This is a genomic window from Mesorhizobium argentiipisi (SeqCode) (genome assembly GCF_037179585.1).
GTDB lineage: Bacteria > Pseudomonadota > Alphaproteobacteria > Rhizobiales > Rhizobiaceae > Mesorhizobium > Mesorhizobium argentiipisi.
In genome coordinates this window covers 23,883-41,001 of sequence record NZ_JAPYKO010000027.1, presented here as the reverse complement: position 1 = coordinate 41,001, position 17,119 = coordinate 23,883, and the positions used below count along the sequence as shown (strand labels likewise).

General features: G+C 64.3%; 10 protein-coding genes. 7 read left to right on the top strand and 3 right to left on the bottom strand.

Annotation, left to right across the window (positions count from 1 at the left end):
* Positions 1-51 precede the first annotated feature (51 nt).
* The gene (aceA, locus tag O7A05_RS27370; protein ID WP_337096156.1) at positions 52-1,341 is read right to left on the bottom strand and encodes an isocitrate lyase; all 1,290 of its coding nucleotides are present in this window, start codon (positions 1,339-1,341) and stop codon (positions 52-54) included.
* Between the two features lie 252 nt (positions 1,342-1,593).
* Between aceA and O7A05_RS27365 the strand changes: the two genes are divergently transcribed.
* The 6 genes from O7A05_RS27365 (at position 1,594) to O7A05_RS27340 (ending at position 8,562) form a co-directional block, all read left to right on the top strand.
* A complete protein-coding gene (locus O7A05_RS27365; RefSeq protein ID WP_337096153.1) occupies positions 1,594-3,036 on the top strand; it encodes a helix-turn-helix domain-containing protein in 1,443 nt (480 codons plus the stop codon).
* 137 nt (positions 3,037-3,173) lie between these two features.
* A complete protein-coding gene (locus O7A05_RS27360; protein ID WP_337096151.1) occupies positions 3,174-4,139 on the top strand; it encodes a DMT family transporter in 966 nt (321 codons plus the stop codon).
* 313 nt (positions 4,140-4,452) lie between these two features.
* Positions 4,453-5,550, top strand: coding sequence for a polyamine ABC transporter substrate-binding protein (locus tag O7A05_RS27355; RefSeq protein WP_337096149.1), 1,098 nt, complete (start codon positions 4,453-4,455; stop codon positions 5,548-5,550).
* Between the two features lie 82 nt (positions 5,551-5,632).
* Complete coding sequence (locus O7A05_RS27350; protein ID WP_337096148.1) at positions 5,633-6,772, top strand: ABC transporter ATP-binding protein; 1,140 nt, start codon at positions 5,633-5,635, stop codon at positions 6,770-6,772.
* A gap of 9 nt (positions 6,773-6,781) precedes the next feature.
* Positions 6,782-7,747: an ABC transporter permease subunit gene (locus O7A05_RS27345; RefSeq protein WP_337096147.1), complete on the top strand. Its 966-nt coding sequence runs from the start codon at positions 6,782-6,784 to the stop codon at positions 7,745-7,747.
* The gene (locus O7A05_RS27340; RefSeq protein WP_337096146.1) at positions 7,744-8,562 is read left to right on the top strand and encodes an ABC transporter permease; all 819 of its coding nucleotides are present in this window, start codon (positions 7,744-7,746) and stop codon (positions 8,560-8,562) included. Before O7A05_RS27345 ends, O7A05_RS27340 begins: the two co-directional genes overlap by 4 nt.
* Positions 8,563-8,588: 26 nt before the next feature.
* Here the strand turns inward: O7A05_RS27340 and O7A05_RS27335 are convergent, their stop codons facing one another.
* Positions 8,589-10,469, bottom strand: coding sequence for an AsmA family protein (locus O7A05_RS27335; protein ID WP_337096144.1), 1,881 nt, complete (start codon positions 10,467-10,469; stop codon positions 8,589-8,591).
* A 263-nt stretch (positions 10,470-10,732) separates the two neighbouring features.
* Here O7A05_RS27335 and O7A05_RS27330 point away from each other — a divergent pair, with 263 nt between their 5' ends.
* A complete protein-coding gene (locus O7A05_RS27330; RefSeq protein ID WP_337096143.1) occupies positions 10,733-12,691 on the top strand; it encodes an acetoacetate--CoA ligase in 1,959 nt (652 codons plus the stop codon).
* Positions 12,692-12,942: 251 nt separating this feature from the next.
* Here O7A05_RS27330 and O7A05_RS27325 read toward each other — a convergent pair whose 3' ends face one another.
* Positions 12,943-16,908, bottom strand: a complete 3,966-nt coding sequence (locus O7A05_RS27325; protein ID WP_337096141.1) for a PAS domain S-box protein — start codon at positions 16,906-16,908, stop codon at positions 12,943-12,945.
* Positions 16,909-17,119 lie beyond the last annotated feature (211 nt).

Sequence of the window (17,119 nt, the reverse complement as noted above, 5' to 3'; positions counted from 1 at the left end):
TCTTCTCCTCGATGTAGATGCCCTGCGGGCGTTTCCTCTGGTTGTTGTCCGTTACTCGGCCGCCGGCCTGAATTGGGCGTGCTCGGTCGATTCATGCATCGCGGTGGTCGACGACTGCCCGCCGGTGATCGCCATCGACACGGCGTCGAAATAGCCGGTACCGACCTCGCGCTGGTGCTTGGTCGCCGTATAGCCGTGGGCCTCGGCCGCGAACTCGGCCTCCTGGAGTTCCGAATAGGCGGCCATCTGGCGATCCTTGTAGCCGCGCGCCAGCTCGAACATGCCGAAGTTCAACTGGTGGAAGCCGGCGAGCGTGATGAACTGGAACTTGTAGCCCATCGCGCCGAGTTCCTTCTGGAACTTCGCGATCGTCGCGTCGTCGAGGTTCTTCTTCCAGTTGAAGGACGGCGAACAATTGTAGGCGAGCAGCTTGCCCGGATGGTGCCTATGCACGCCCTCGGCGAATTTCCTGGCTTGCGCCAGATCCGGCTTCGAGGTCTCGCACCAGATCAGGTCGGCATGCGGCGCGTAGGCCACGGCGCGCGCGATGCAAGGCTCGATGCCGTTCCGCACGTTGTAGAAGCCCTCGACCGTGCGGCCCGCGTCGTAGTCGACGAAGGGCCGGTCGCGCTCGTCGATATCGGAGGTCAACAGCTTCGCCGCCTCGGCATCCGTGCGCGCCACGACCAGCGTCGGCGTACCCATCACGTCGGCCGCAAGGCGCGCCGCGTTGAGGTTGCGGATATGCGCCGCCGTCGGAATCAGCACCTTGCCACCGAGATGGCCGCACTTCTTTTCCGACGCCAGCTGGTCCTCATAGTGGACGCCCGCGGCGCCGGCCTCGATGAAGGCCTTCATGATCTCGAAGGCATTGAGCGGGCCTCCGAAGCCGGCTTCTGCGTCAGCCACGATCGGCGCGAACCAGGTCTCGACCGACAGCACGTCGCCTTCGGACGTCTCGATCTGGTCAGCGCGCTGCAAGGTGCGATTGATGCGCTTGACGAGTTCCGGCGCTGCATTGGCCGGATAAAGCGACTGGTCCGGATACATCGCCGAGGCGGTGTTGGCATCCGCGGCGACCTGCCAGCCGGAGAGATAGATCGCCTTCAGCCCGGCCCGAACCTGCTGCATGGCCTGGTTGCCCGACATGGCGCCCAGCGCGTTGACGAAATCCTCCTCGTGGATGAGCTTCCACAGCCGGTTCGCGCCCATTTCGGCCAGCGTCTGGCGAATTTGCACGGAGCCCCGCAACCGCTTCACATCCTCCGGCGAATAGGGGCGCTCGATGCCGTCGAAACGGCCTTCCGGCGCGGAGGGGACGAGGTTGTAAAAATCGGTCATTGGTCACTCCGAGTCATTTGGCAACTGTGTCAAGCGCTGCGTCGCAAAGGCATATCTTGCGACGTCTGGGTATGACATCGTTTACATTGCAGCGCGAAAGGCACCTAGAAAAACCGGCAAATCCCGCGAAAAATAGAGGAAAAGCTGTGTTGCCATTGACAATCCACCTCTGTAAATTTGTCACGATAGTAAAAGCCGCGAATTGGGCACCGCACTCGACGTTCATGTAAATTATTGTCAAGGATGGCAGGGATGGCCGACCAGAAGATCTTCGCCGGGCCGCGGCTGCGCCGGCTGCGCAACGCCAGGAGCCTGACCCAGACGGCGATGGCCGAGGGGCTGGGCATCTCGCCTTCCTATCTCAACCTGATCGAGCGCAACCAGCGGCCGCTGACGGTGCAGCTCATTCTCAAGCTCGCCTCCGTCTACAAGGTCGATCCGCACGAACTGCAGGGTGAGACAAAAGGCTCGATAGCGGCATTGCGCGAGGCCTTCAGCGATCCGCTTCTTGCCGGCGAGCTGCCCGGCGATCAGGAACTGATCGATCTTGCCGAGACGGCGCCGAATGCCTCGGCGGCGATGGTGAAGCTCTTTCGCGCCTATCGCGAGCAGGCCGAGCGCCTGTCCGACCTCAACCAGCTTCTGGCCAAGGAGGGCAGGGCAACCGCGCTGTCCGGCGCGCGCCTGCCTGCAGACGAAGTCCACGAGGTGTTCGAGCGCCGGCCGAACCACTTCGCTTCTCTGGAGGAGGAGGCGGAGGCTTTCACATCGGTCCTCGAGCCCGGCGACGATCTGTCCGGCGCGCTGAAGGCCTGGCTGAGGCGTGAGCACGGCATCGTCGTCAGGGTGTTGCCGGTAGCCACCATGCCCAACTGGCGCCGCCGTTACGACCGCCATTCGCAGCGTCTGTTCCTGTCCGAGCGGCTGTCGCCTTTCGACCAGCTGCGCGAAGTCGCCATGGAGGCGAGCCTCATGCGCATGTCGGTGGCCATCGCCGGCGAGGTCCAGGCGCTGAAGCTCGGCACTGACGAGGCGCGCCGGCTCGCCCGCTTCGAGCTCGGCCGCTACGCCGCGCATGCGCTGATGATGCCCTATCAGGCTTTCCATGCCGCCGCCGTTCGCGCCCGCTACGACATCGACGTCTTGCGCTCCCGCTTCGGCGTCTCTTTCGAGCAGGCGGCCAACCGGCTGACCATGCTGCAGCGGCAGGGTGCGTCGGGCGTGCCGTTCTTCATGCTGGAACTCGATAATGCCGGCAACCGCTTCCGCAAGGCCGGCAGCCAGGGCTATCCGCAGAGCCGCTTCGGGGGCGGCTGCCCCAAGCTTCCGATCCATGCAGCCTTCTCGCAGCCAGGCCAGATCCTGGTCGAGGCGGTGGAAATGCCCGACGGCGCCGAGTTCCTTTGCATCGCCCGCACGCTGGAAGGCCCGCAGGGCGCTTTCTCCGAACGGCCGCGTCGCACCGCGCTCCTGCTCGGCTGCGACATCGGCTTCCGCGACGAGATCGTCTATGGCGGGGCGCTGCCGGTCGGAGCCGCCGGCAAATCCGGGCAAGGCTCCGCCACGCCGGTAGGCCCCGCCTGCAGGCTCTGCGAGCGGGTCGGCTGCCTTGCGCGCGCCGAGCCGCCGGTGACGCGCCCGCTCGGCCTCGACGAGATGGTGACGGGCCTCAGCGCCTTCGATTTCCAGGGATGACGGCGCCGGATGTGCCCCAAGCTTCGCCGGACGCTGGATCACGCCGGTTTTACGTCTTTGCGCTACGCGATTGAGACGCAGTTCTTTGTCGTCCCTGGTGCATCGTGTCGAACGCAACTCGCTGACAGTCATCCGCCATGACCGGTACCGCCTCGTCGCCCGTCGCCCCGTCCTCGACCGCCTTGCCAGCCGTCTCGCCGCGCGACGAGCGGATCGGCATGCTCCTGGTCTTCCTTTCGGCGCTGACGTGGAGTTTCGGCGGCACCATCGCCCGTTTCATCCATATCGGCGACAGCTGGACCGTGGTGTTCTGGCGTTCGCTATGGGCCGTGGCCTTTCTGATCGCATTCATGCTTTGGCGCGACGGTTGGCGCGGCACCTTGAACCTGTTTCGGCACATGGGACTGCCCGGCCTTGGCGTCGCCTTCTGCTTCGCCACCGCCTCGACCAGCTTCGTGGTGGCGCTTGCCTACACGACGGTCGCCAACATCCTCCTGATGCAGGCCGGCGTGCCGCTCCTGGCGGCTCTCCTTGCCTGGCTCCTGTTTCGCGAACGGGCCGCCCTGGCCACCTGGATCGCGATTGCCGCCGTCATCACCGGCGTCGCCATCATGGTTTCCGAATCCCTGGGCGGCGCCGTCTCGCCGATCGGCGACGGCCTGGCGCTGCTGATCGCGGTGATGTTTTCGCTGGCGACCGTGATCACCCGGCGCTTTGCCCATGTGCGCATGGTGCCGGCCACCTGTCTCGGCGCGCTGCTTGCCGGTGCGTTCGCCGCTTCCCAGGCCTCGGCATTCGCGGTCTCGGGGCGCGACATGGGCTTCCTCTTCGCCTTCGGCGTCATCAATCTTGGCGTCGGCCTCGCCTTTTTCGCCATGGGCGCGCGGCTGGTGCCGGCGGCGATCGCGGCGCTGCTCGGCACCTTCGAGCCGATCCTTGGGCCGATCTGGGTCTGGCTGGTCCATTCCGAAGTGCCGTCGGTGCGCACCATCGTCGGCGGCACGGTCGTGGTCACGGCGCTGCTGATCCATATAGGCCTGGAGTTCAAGCGCCAGACGCGGCCGACTCGTCCCGGCGTCACCGGCCTGCCGTCGCCCAATTGACGACAGGCAGCCTTCCCCCATTGACAACCCAGTTGCCGGGCGGGCAGGCTGCAACTACGGCAACAACAAGACAGGCCTATCTTGCCAAGTGTCTCCGCCGGCCCGCTCAGGACCGGACTGCATCGTCATAGCTCTCACTACGCCACGGTGAATGCCGTTGACGCCGCCCGGGTGCCTCGCCGGGGAGGCCAAAATGTCTCGAACCCTGATGTTCACGCTTGTCGCTCTCCGGAAAGCTCAATACTCTCAAACCAAAGCCGCCCCGCCATATCGCGACGAACCGGCAAGGGAACACCCACCAAAGGAGAACACCATGATCCGCAAAGCGCTTTGGCTTTCGGCGACGTCGGCATTTCTGACGCTTTTCACAATAAGCGGCCACGCCTTAGACCGCGTCGTCAACGTCTACAACTGGTCGGACTATATCGACAGCTCGATCATCGACGATTTTACCAAGAAGACCGGCATCAAGGTCGTTTATGACACCTTCGACTCAAACGAGATTCTGGAGACGAAACTGCTTGCCGGCGGCAGTGGTTATGACGTCGTCGTGCCGAGCGCCAACTTCCTGGCGCGCCAAATCCAGGCAGGCGTGTTCCAGAAGCTCGATAAGTCGAAGCTGCCCAACATCTCCAACATGTGGGACGTCATTTCCGAGCGTACCGCCAAATACGATCCGGGCAATGAATATTCGGTCAACTACATGTGGGGCACGGTCGGCCTCGGCTATAACGTCAAGAAGGTGCAGGCCGCGCTCGGCACCGACAAGATCGACAGCTGGGACGTCTTTTTCAATCCCGACAAGCTGGCCAAGCTGAAGGATTGCGGCGTCTATGTGCTGGACTCTCCCACCGACGTCCTTCCAGCGGCGCTTAAATATCTCGGCCTCGATCCCAACAGCACCTCTCCCGATGACATCTCCAAGGCCGAGGAGGCGTTGCTGAAGGTGCGGCCCTATGTCCGCAAGTTCCATTCGTCCGAATACATCAACGCCTTGGCCAATGGCGACATCTGCCTGGCGATCGGCTGGTCGGGCGACGTCTTCCAGGCGCGCAACCGCGCCGTGGAAGCCAAGCAGGGCGTCGAGATCGGCTATTCGGTGCCCAAGGAAGGCGCCGAGATGTGGTTCGACCAGATGGCGATCCCCGCGGACGCGCCGCATGTCGCCGACGCGCTCGAATTCATCAACTATATGATGACGCCCGAAGTCATCGCCAAATCATCGAATTACGTGCTCTACGCCAACGGCAACAAAGCCTCGCAGCAATTCGTCGATAAGGCGATCCTGGAAGATCCTTCGGTCTATCCAGACGAAGAGACGATGAAAAAGCTGTATACCATTGCGCCATACGATCCCAAGACACAGCGCATCATCACGCGCACCTGGACCAAGATAGTCACTGGCCAGTGAGAATTGCGACGCGGCCCCGGCAGCCAACTGCCGGGGTCGCTTTCTTTTGGTGATTTTTTAAGAAAGTAACGGAGTGGGGATCATGAAATCGCTTGGCAGCATCCGCAGGGATTTCGCGCCATGGAACGACCCGAATGCCAAGCCATATATCCAGTTCGACAAGGTCACCAAGAAGTTCAGTGATTTCATCGCCGTCAACAATCTGTCGCTGACCATCTTCGAGCGTGAATTCTTCGCCCTGCTCGGCGCTTCGGGCTGCGGCAAGTCGACCCTGCTCAGGATGCTCGCCGGCTTCGAGGAGCCGTCCGCGGGCCGCATCCTGCTCGACGGGCAGGACCTGCGCGGCATTCCGCCCTACAAGCGGCCGGTCAACATGATGTTCCAGTCTTACGCGCTGTTCCCGCATATGACGGTGGAGAAGAACATCGCCTTCGGCCTGAAGCAGGAAGGCATGCCCGGACCCGATATCGAAAAACGCGTCGCCGAGATGCTGAGGCTCGTCAAGCTCGAGCAGTTCGCCAAGCGCAAGCCGCACCAGCTCTCGGGCGGCCAGCGCCAGCGCGTCGCGCTTGCCCGCTCGGTCGCCAAGCGGCCCAAGGTTCTGCTGCTCGACGAACCGCTCGGCGCTTTGGACAAGAAGCTGCGCGAGGAAACCCAGTTCGAACTGATGGACCTGCAGCAGGAACTCGGCCTTACCTTCGTCGTCGTCACCCACGACCAGGAGGAGGCCATGACCATGGCCGACCGCATCGCCATCATGGACAAGGGCGAGGTGATGCAGGTCGCGACACCTGCCGAGATTTACGAGGCGCCGACCTCGCGCTTCGTGGCGCATTTCGTCGGCAATGTGAACATGTTTGAAGGCAAGGTTGCCGAGCGCACGACAAGCACGACCCGCATCACCGGCGCGACCGGAGCGCAGATCGTCGTCGACAATGGCGGCGCCGCCGCTGCCGGCTCCGACATCATCTTCGCGATCCGGCCGGAGAAGATCAAGGTTTCCTCGAAAAAACCGGCCGATGCCGTCAACGCACTCGAAGGCGAGGTCTATGACGTCGCCTATCTCGGCGACATGACCGTCTATCATATCAAGCTCGACGACGGGCAGATCGTGCGGGCGAGCGCATTGAACGCCTCGCGGGTCACCGAGGATCCGCTCACCTGGAACGACCGCGCCTGGGTCTCCTTCCGGCCAGACGCCGGCGTCGTTTTGACGAGGTAGAAGCGGGTCATGACCAATATCGCCGCCACCACATCCTCGTCGACCGAAACCGCCGCAGCCCCGCCGACGACATTGGCGAAGGGCTTCGTCAACCGCCTCGTCATCATCATTCCCTATCTCTGGCTGCTGTTCTTCTTTCTCGTTCCCTTCATCATCGTCTTCAAGATTTCGCTGTCGCAGACGGCGATCTCGATGCCGCCCTATACGCCAGTGCTCGACTTCAAGGACGGCGTCGCCGGGTTCTTTGCCGGCTTCCGTGAGCTCAACTTCGACAACTACACCTGGCTCACCCAGGATGCGCTCTACTTCAACGCCTATGTGACGAGCCTGATCATCGCGGGAATCTCGACGATACTCACGCTGATCGTCGGCTATCCGATCGCCTATGGCATGGCCCGCGCGCCGGCCACGATCCGCCCGACCTTGCTGATGCTGGTGATCCTGCCTTTCTGGACCTCGTTCCTGATCCGCGTCTATGCCTGGATCGGCATCCTGAAGCCCGAGGGGCTGCTCAACCAGGTTCTGCTCGCCACCGGCCTGATCAGCCAGCCGCTGGTCATCCTCAACACCTACACCGCGATCTTCATCGGCATCGTCTATTCCTACCTGCCCTTCATGGTGCTGCCGCTCTATTCCTCGCTGGAGAAGATGGATTATTCGCTGATCGAGGCCGCGCAGGACCTCGGCTGCCCGCCGGCCGGCGCCTTCTGGAAGATCACCTTCCCGCTGTCGCTGCCCGGCGTCGTCGCCGGCTGCCTGCTGGTGTTCATCCCGGCCGTGGGCGAGTTCGTCATCCCCGACCTTCTCGGCGGCTCGCAGACGCTGATGATCGGCAAGACGCTTTGGAACGAGTTCTTCTCGAACCGCGATTGGCCGGTGTCGTCGGCAGTGGCCGTCATCCTGCTTCTGGTGCTGACCATTCCGATCATGTTCTTCCAGCAGGCGCAGGCGAAGGCACAGGAGCAGGGCAGATGAACTCGACCTGGAGCCGCTTCAACATCACCTCAATCGTGCTGGGCTTTGCCTTCCTCTATCTGCCGATCGTGCTTCTGATCGTCTTTTCCTTCAATGAATCCAAGCTCGTCACCGTTTGGGGCGGCTTCTCGACCAAATGGTACGTGTCGCTGTTCCACAACCAGGGCCTGATGGACGCGACCTGGGTGACGGCGCGCGTCGGCGTCATCTCGGCAACGGTCGCGACCGTGCTCGGCACGCTCGCCGCCATCACGCTGACCCGCTACACGCGTTTTAAGGGGCGGATGCTCTTCTCGGGCATGGTCTTTGCCCCGCTGGTCATGCCGGAAGTCATCACCGGCCTCTCGCTGCTCTTGCTCTTCGTCGCCGTCGGGCTCGACCGCGGCTTCGTCACAGTGACGCTCGCGCATATTACCTTCACCATGTGCTTCGTCGCCGTCGTCGTGCAGTCGCGGCTGGTCTCCTTCGACCGCTCGCTGGAGGAGGCGGCGATGGACCTCGGCGCGCCGCCGGTGAAGACATTCTTCCAGATCACCTTGCCGGTGATCCTGCCGGCGATCATCTCCGGCTGGATGCTGGCTTTCACGCTTTCGCTGGACGATCTGGTGATCGCGAGCTTTACCTCGGGCCCCGGCGCCACCACCCTGCCGATGAAGATCTACAGCCAGGTGCGTCTCGGCGTGACCCCGGAAATCAACGCCGCCTGCACCATCCTGATCGCGGTGGTGACGATCGGCGTTATCATAGCCTCGATCGCCAACAAGCGCCGCGAGATACAACGCCAACTCGACGAGCAGGCCGCGCAGCGGGGTTGAGCGACGGGGGCGGGCGCCCCCCGCATTTACTGGCCTGAAACGCCGGGAGCGATCGGCGAGATGAACGGTGCGCTCCAGTTGCCGCCGACGAAGAATAGCGATTGGTTCGGCGGAGGGGGAGCCGGACTGGCCGCCTGGCCGTTGGCCTGCTGAGGCTGCTGCGCCGGCTGTCCGCTGGGCACCACTCCGCCCGAGAGCGCCAGCCCGCGTCCGACATAGGAGGCAATGCCCGACAGCCAGATCTTGTATTTCTGGGCATTGATCTCGGCCTTGTCCAGGCGGGCCACGCCCTTGGAAATGCTCGCCTTGATCTCGGCCCCGTCGATCGGCAGCGAACCGTTGGCGACGTCGTCAAGCGCGAAGAAGCCGCCTTGCTGGTTGCGCTTGAGGAAGGCCGGCAGATCGAGCCCTTTGAGCATGCCCGGCCCGAACGTCGCCGAGAACGATCCGTCGGCATTCTCGAAGATGGAATTCCAGGCCTTGCCCGGCCCCTTGAGGATGACCGATACCGTGCCCGTTCCGGCCGGCACCAGCCGCGTCATTCCGGCTGCCGTGGCAAAGGCCCCCGTATCCACATCCGACGCCAGGAGCCGCATCTCGACCTGCGTCCCTTCCGGCTTGCGGTCGAAGCGCAGGCTGCTCTGGATGGTGCCGTTGAAAGCCGACGCGTCGGATATGTCGAACACGGCAAGGCCGTTCTTGACCTGCGCGGTGGCAGCGACGTCGGCAAGTTGGACTGTTCCCACCGTGGCATGGGCCGCCGACAGCCTGAGGTCGAGGTTGATGCGATCGGCGAAGCTGGTGTCGATGTCGCCGGGGCCGGCCTCGCCGGCGGGCGCGATAGGCGTGAAAGCCGACAGGAAAGATCTCAGATCCAGCGTATCGAAGGCGAGCGTGCCGGCAATCACCGGGCGCCCCTCGGCAAAGGAGAAATCCAGCGCTCCCATGCCCGGATTGTTGTTGAGCGTGACGGTGGTGTTCTCGAATTTCGCGCGCCCCGACGAGGCGTTCACCTTGCTGCTGACTGAGACGGCGCCGATCGCAGCACCCGGCGCGATGCCCGCCTGCGACCACTCCAGCACGCGCCGCAGCGACGGCGCGGCGAACTTCGCCTGGCCGTCCAGATAGGCATTCTCCGACATCGAGGCCGTTCCGTCGAAGGAGAATGCCGCGGGCGCCGCCTTGAAGGAGAGGGTGACGGGAGCTGCCCCTCCGGCAAACAGCACCAGCGGTTTCGCCGAGGAGAAATCGAGCTGCACGCTTTCGCCGCGCCAGATCCCGGTCGCGGTCAGTGATGCATCGCTGTTCATCGCTTCCCAATTAACCTGGCCGTTCAGGCTGCTCAGGATTTCGGCCTCCTTGCCGTCAACTGAAGTCACCACGCGGCCATCGCGGAATTCGACGGTGCCGAACGGATCGGACGGCAATTTGCCGAGATCCGGCTTCTGCGGGTTTGTGGTGAGGACACCGCGCGCGGTGTCGATCGAGCGCGTGATGCGCCCCCCGGTCGGAAGCGGCGGCAGATAGAAGCCGCTCGCCGTGCGCTGCACCCTGATCGTCGGGCGCACCAGCCTTGCGGTCGAGAAGGCGACGTTACCCTGCAAGGCCGCCATGGCGGAGAGATCGACTTCCACGCGGTCGGCCTCAACCACGGGCGGCGTTTCGGTCTCGGTCCACTGCGACAGCGTCACGTCGCTGAGGATCGCCCTGAATTTCGGCCACACCTCGATGCGCGGCGAGCCGTCGATCGTGACCCTGAAGCCGCTCCAGGCACTCAATTCCCAGGCGATGCGGTCGCGCACGATGCGGGTCGAGGCAATCAGCGGCAGCGCCGCGACCGCGAGCGCGATGACGAGCACGGCAACGCCGATCGCCCACACCCCGCGCCGGATCAGAGATGATCGCATTTCGCCCCGTATGCTTTCGTTGCCGACAAATCGCCCGACGGGTGTAACCGAGCGCCGACGCTTTTCAAGTCTTTATGGCCTTGCGATGGCATTTGCGCAGCGACAGCCATGGGTCGCTCGAACAAAATCTTGCTCTGCTGCGCTGCAATATGCATAAGCGGGCTGCACGATCCCGATCCGCAATCGCGCGCCGTTTCTGGGACGATGGCATAGGCGACGATGAGCTTAACTGGCTCGAACGCGACGCTTTGGGAGGAGCGATGATGGCAGCCGACACACCTTTGTGGACCCCGACGCAGGAGCGCATCGACGCAGCGCCTCTAACGGCGTTCATGAAGGCCGCGGAAGCGAAGGCTGCGCTTTCTTTCTCCGGCTATGCCGAACTCCATCGCTGGTCGATCGACAACCGCGAAGCCTTCTGGAGCCTGGTCTGGGATTTCTGCGGGCTTGTCGGCGACAAGGGCGAGCGGCACCTCGTCGACGGCGAGCGGATGCCCGGCGCCAGCTTCTTCCCCGACGCCAGGCTCAATTTCGCCGAGAATCTTTTGCAAAAGACCGGCGGCGGCCCGGCTATCGTCTTTCGCGGTGAGGATAAGGTCGAGCGCCGGCTCTCCTGGAACGAGCTCCATGCGCTGACCTCGCGGCTGCAGCAGCTCTTCCTGACGCTCGGCGTCAAGGCTGGCGACCGCATCGCCGCCATGATGCCGAATATGCCAGAAACCATTGCCGCGATGCTGGCGGCAAGCTCGATCGGCGCGGTCTGGTCGTCATGCTCTCCCGATTTCGGCGAGCAGGGCGTACTCGACCGCTTCGGCCAGATCGAGCCGGTCGTCTTCATCGCGCCCGACGGCTATTGGTACAATGGCAAGGCGATCGAGGTGGCCGACAAGATCCGCGCGGTCGCGGCAAAGCTTGGCACGCTGCGCAAGGTGCTGATTGTCGACTATCTCGGCACCTCTCAGGACGTCGCCGCCACCATCGACAGGGCGGCCGCGCTCGAAGATGCGCTCTCGCCCTTTGCCGCAAAGACCGTCAGCTTCGAGCGGCTGCCCTTCGCGCATCCGCTCTACATCCTGTTTTCCTCGGGCACGACCGGCATCCCGAAATGCATCGTTCATTCGGCAGGCGGCACGCTGATCCAGCACGTCAAGGAGCATCGGCTGCATGCCGGCCTGATCGAGGGCGATCGCCTGTTCTACTTCACCACCTGCGGCTGGATGATGTGGAACTGGCTGGTCTCGGGCCTAGCCTCCGGTGCGACGCTGCTGCTCTATGACGGCTCGCCTTTCTACCCCGACGGCAATGTGCTGTTCGATTTCGCCGATGCCGAGAAGATGACCTATTTCGGCACCTCGGCCAAATTCATCGATTCGGTGCGCAAGGCCGGCCTGAAGCCGATCGCGAGCCACGATCTGTCGAGCGTGCGCACCATCTCCTCCACCGGCTCGCCGCTGTCGCCGGAGGACTTCCGTTTCGTCTATGACGGCATCAAGAAGGACGTGCATCTGGCCTCGATCTCGGGTGGCACCGACATCGTCTCATGCTTCGTGCTCGGAGTACCCACCGAGCCGGTCTGGACCGGCGAGATCCAGGGGCCTGGCCTTGGCCTGGCGGTCGACGTCTGGGACGATGACGGCAAGTCTGTCCGGCAGGAGAAGGGCGAGCTTGTCTGCACCAAGGCCTTCCCGTCGATGCCGATCGGCTTCTGGAACGACCCGGAAGGCAAGAAATATCACGCGGCCTATTTCGAGCGTTTCGATAATGTCTGGTGCCATGGCGACTTCGCTGAATGGACAGAACATGGCGGCATGATCATCCACGGCCGCTCCGATGCCACGCTCAATCCGGGCGGGGTCCGGATCGGCACGGCCGAAATCTACAACCAGGTCGAGCAGATGCCGGAAATCCTCGAGGCGCTCTGCATCGGCCAGGATTTCGACAATGATGTCCGTGTCGTGCTGTTCGTGCGGCTGGCCGCCGGCGTTACCCTGGATGAGGATCTGGAAAAGCGCATCCGCGCCAGGATCCGCTCCGGCGCCAGCCCGCGTCACGTGCCGGCCAGGATTGTCGCTGTCGCTGACATCCCGCGCACCAAGTCGGGCAAGATCACCGAGCTCGCCGTGCGCGACGTGGTCCACGGCCGCACGGTCAAGAACAAGGAAGCGCTAGCCAATCCCGAGGCGCTGGAGCTGTTCCGAGACCTGCCGCAATTGGCAAGCTGACTGATGTAGTTAACGAAATCTATCCGGCGAATTTACCTAGATTTCACGGGTGGTACACATTCGTAAATTTTTTCGCGGCCCGGTAAGGAGTTGTTAAGGGGACGACCCCGATAGTCGCTTGTAACTTGAGGGAGAAATCCCGTTCCTCATCCCCTGAGGTTCAGCTCAAGCCCCCGTTGTGACAGCATCCCATTTCTCAAGGCGTCCTCTTGGACGCCTTTTTCTTTTGGCCGCCGCTGTCCCGTGCAATGTTATTCGGCGAGCACGCGCGTCGAGGGGAAGCCGACCTCGACCAGGGTTCCTTCGCCTGGCGTCGAGGTGATGGCGAAGCGGGCGCGGTTCGCCTCAACCATCGCCTTGGTGAGAGGCAGGCCGAGGCCGGTGCCGTCGCCGCGTCCGCGCTTCAACGCATTGATCTGCTTGAACGGCTTCAGCGCCTGCTCGATCTCGGCCTGGGTCATGCCGATGCCGGTGTCGCGCACGCGCATGACGACATCGCCGGAGGCTTCGTAAGCGGTCGAGACGATCACCTGGCCGCCGGCCTGGGTGTAGCGGATGGCGTTGGACAGGATGTTGAGGGCGATCTGGCGCACGCTTCTCAGATCCGCCACCACTTCCGGCAGCCGCGAGGCAAAGCTGGAGCGGATGATGACGCGTTCGCGATTGGCCTGCGGCTGCATCATCGCCACCGTCTCGGCCAGCGTATCGTTGAGCGACACCGCTTCGTAATCCATCTCCTGCTGGCCGGCCTCGATCTTGGAGATGTCCAGCAGGTCGTTGACGAGGTCGAGCACATGATTGCCCGAGCGGTTGATGTCGCGCAGATAGTCGCGATAGCGGTCGTTCGTGATCGGACCGAATTTCTCGTCCACCATCAGCTCGGAAAAGCCGATGATGGCGTTGAGTGGCGTGCGGATCTCGTGGCTGATGCGGGCCAGGAAATCCGTCTTCTGCGAGGAGGCGCGCTCGGCCACCGCGCGTGCTTGCGTCAGGTCTTCCTCGGCCCGCTTCCATTGCGTGATGTCGCGCACGACGGCGCAGAAGCCGCTGTCGTTGGGCAGCCTGCCGATGGTCATGAACAGCGGGATGAAACGCCCCTGCGCCTCGCGGCCGATGACTTCGCGGCCGTCATTCAAGACGCTCGCAACGCCCGGCTCCGAAAGGCCGGCGAGATAGTCGCGCGCCGCGCGCTGGCTTTCTATGGCAAACAGCGAGGCGAAGGGCTTGCCCGCGACCTCGTCGCTGTCGAAACCGAACAGCGCTTCCGCCGGCCGGCTGATTGAGCGGATGTTGCCGTCGCGGCCGATCAGCACGACGCCGTCCGTAGCGGTGTCGATGATGGTGCGCATCTCGGCGATGCGCGATTTCAGTTCCGGCACGTCCGGCTGCAGCGCCGGTTCGTCATTGGCGGCGGTGAAATGCGCCGCGTCGTCCTCGCCGGAGCGCCGCACCACCAGCATCAGCGCCTTGCCGCCGCGCCACGGCACCGAGCGCAGCAGCGCGTCGATCGGAAATTCCACGCCCTGGCGGGTCTTGAGCTTCAGCGAGTGGTCGCTTTCGTCCGTCGCGGTGTCCTCGGCATAGGGATCGGCAAAGAGCGCGCCCAGGCCCCCCGCGTCCGCTAGGTCGTCCAGCGCGTCGTAGCCGGTGAGTTCGAGGAAGGCGTCATTGGCATAATGCAACACGTCGCCCGAATGGATGAGCAGCGGCACCGGCAGCCTGGCGAGGATGGATGTATCGGGTGCCTTGGCTTCCTCTCCGGTCGAAAACGCGGACGGCACAAAACCCGACGGTTTGAGCGGCGGCACGTCGAGGCGCGGCCGCGCGGGCGCCGCTTCCGGCTGTTCTTCCGCGGCCGTGGCGGCATCCGCGTCGGAGCCTGCCCAATCCTCATTGTCCTGCGCATCGCGGAAATCGTCGGCGGTCATGCTGTCGTCGTCGGCCGTCGCCTCGGAGGCGGGCTGCCCGGTAGCGGTCGGCTGCTGCGGCTCCACGGCAGCCTGCCGGGCGTCCTCTGCCTGTTCGGGCTGGGAAACCGGCGCCCCTCCAATTTCCTCGGCAGAGTTTTCCTCATCGGCATAGTTGAGCAGCGAGCCGGAACCGGCCGAGGTCCCGGTCTGGCCGGCGGCGTTCGTCTCGGCGGCGTCATCGATGCCGTCGAGCCGCGCCAGGTCTTCCTGGTCTTCCGCCTCGGTCTGCGCCTCCGCGGTCTTCGCATCGGCCTTCGCGTCATCGGCTTCCAAGGCTTCCGGTGCGGATGCCGGGCTCGCTTGCCGCGCGGAATCGTCGTGCTTCGCCGCGTCGGGCGGAAGCGGCTGGTTTGCGTCGGCCCTCGCTTCGTTGGCCGCTTTCTTCACCGCCGCCGTGTCCTCGCCGGTGGCCGCCGCATCGGGTTGCTTGTCGGCCTCGTGGGCACTCGGCTCGGCAGGGGCAGAGCTGTCTTTGCGCAGCCGCTCGCCGATCTCGCGGAAGGCACTACGCTCGAGAACCGACAGGCTCCGCTGATTTGCCGGCGTGTCGCTTCCCGGCTGCTTGTCGCTGGCCGGATGGCGATGCTCGGCCAGCCTTATCACCTTGTCGGCGAAGCGCCGCTCCGGCTTCGGCACGATGCTCAGCGCCGGCACTTCGCCCTGGAACGGATCTTGGGGCTTCGGCTGTTCCGGCGGCGTCCGCTCCGCCGGCTGCTCGGCTGACGGTTCGGTCCCGCCGGAGGTGACCTCAGTCGGGGCGCCATTCGGCACCAGAGCCATCCCAAGCGCTTCGGGATCGACCACGGCGTCAGCACTGCGCGCGACGCCAAAACCGCGAAAACCTTCGAAGGCGCGGCTGCGGCCATAGACGGGCAGCGCCGCCAGATCGACGGGGATCTTCAGACCGGTTCCGGCCACTGGCCACAGCACCGAGCGGCCGGACCAGGTATCGCGCCGGTCGAGCAGGCCGGCGATCTCGCCCGAGGCGTCGAGACCGAAAGTGGCGGCGACATCCCTGAAGCGGCGGCCGATCACATCGGCGGCAGGTTGGCCGACGATGTCGGCGAATTCCGGCGACAGCGCGCTGAACCTGCCTTCGGCGTCGGTGCGCCAGACGAAGCGCAGCGGCGGCGCGGAGCGGTCGATGTCGCGCGGCGGGGCCGGCCGGGCTGATTTGGCGGGTTCGCCTCCGGCGGCTTCGGCGCCATCCTGTCCTTGGCCTTCGGCCGTGGCGGCGCCTTCCGATTCGTCCTTCGCCGGCGCTGCCGGTTGAGCATGCCCGGCGCCGTCGTCGCCGGCATTGAAATACCACTGGTCGTGCTGGCCGGCTCCGGCATCGGCGGGTTCCCGGCTGGAGTCGGTGGCGTCGGCCTGACGGCCAGGCTGAATGGGCCGCTGCTCGGCCAAGCTACGGCTTTCAGCGTCTGGCCGTGCGTCTGGGGGCGGCTCGGCCTTTTCACCGGCCGCCGCGGCCGGCGCAGGGCTGTCCGGGGCGGACTGGGACTCGGGCGCAACCTTTAGATCGCTGGTCTGATCGCCCTGGTCGGTGGCCGATCGATCTCCTTGCTCGCCATCCAAGTCGTCGAGCTGGTCCTCGTCGATCACCACCAGCAGATGGCGCGTGTCGGTGAGCCGCGCAAAACCGGCCGGGTAGGCGGTGTCGGCGCCAGGCACGAGACGCTTGACGACGCGGTCGCCGCTGCTTGCCACATCCGCAACCAGGGCCGCCAGCGTCCGCGGCTCGATGCCGAGCGCCGCGAAGCCGTCCGAGGCTGCTTCGACCTCGCCTTGCGCGTCGACGAAGGCGATGAAATGCCCGGCCTCGGTGAAACCGCCGATGGCGCGGCCGGCGATCTCGCCGGCGCTGCGCGAGCTGGTCTGCGCCGCCGGTACCGCGAGCAGGATTGCCTTCTCGCCGTCCGGCATCATTACGGCGCTGGCCAGGAAGCCGACGGCGCGGCTCACCATGCCGGTGGCCAGCCTCACCGTGATGGCGCGGTCGCTGCCGATATCCGGAAAACCGCTGGTCGCCATGATCTGCCGCCGGGCGACCAGCGGCAGCTGCGCCGACGTGCCGATGATCGCTTCGATATCCGGATAACCGAACACCGACGCCCCCGGACCATTCGCCCAGATCACCTGTTCGAGATCGGCCGAAAAAATGGCCAAGGCATCGCCCGCGGCAAAGCGCTGGCGCACCGCGTCGAGCACGGCGACGTCGAGGAAGGAGTAGTTTTCAGGCGGCATGCGCTGGCCGACCCTCCGGAGCGGGCATTTTCAGTTAACGCTTTGTTAATAAAAGCCCGTGGCCCGGAGGTCCACAAGCCTAGGCTTGCATTGGTCGAAATCTCTGGGCTCGTGGTTAACGGCCCTTACGGCTGACGTATGGGAAGATTTTTATGGTGCAGTGCAACAATGATGTTGCAACGCACAAAAAAACCTTTATATTGCCACCATA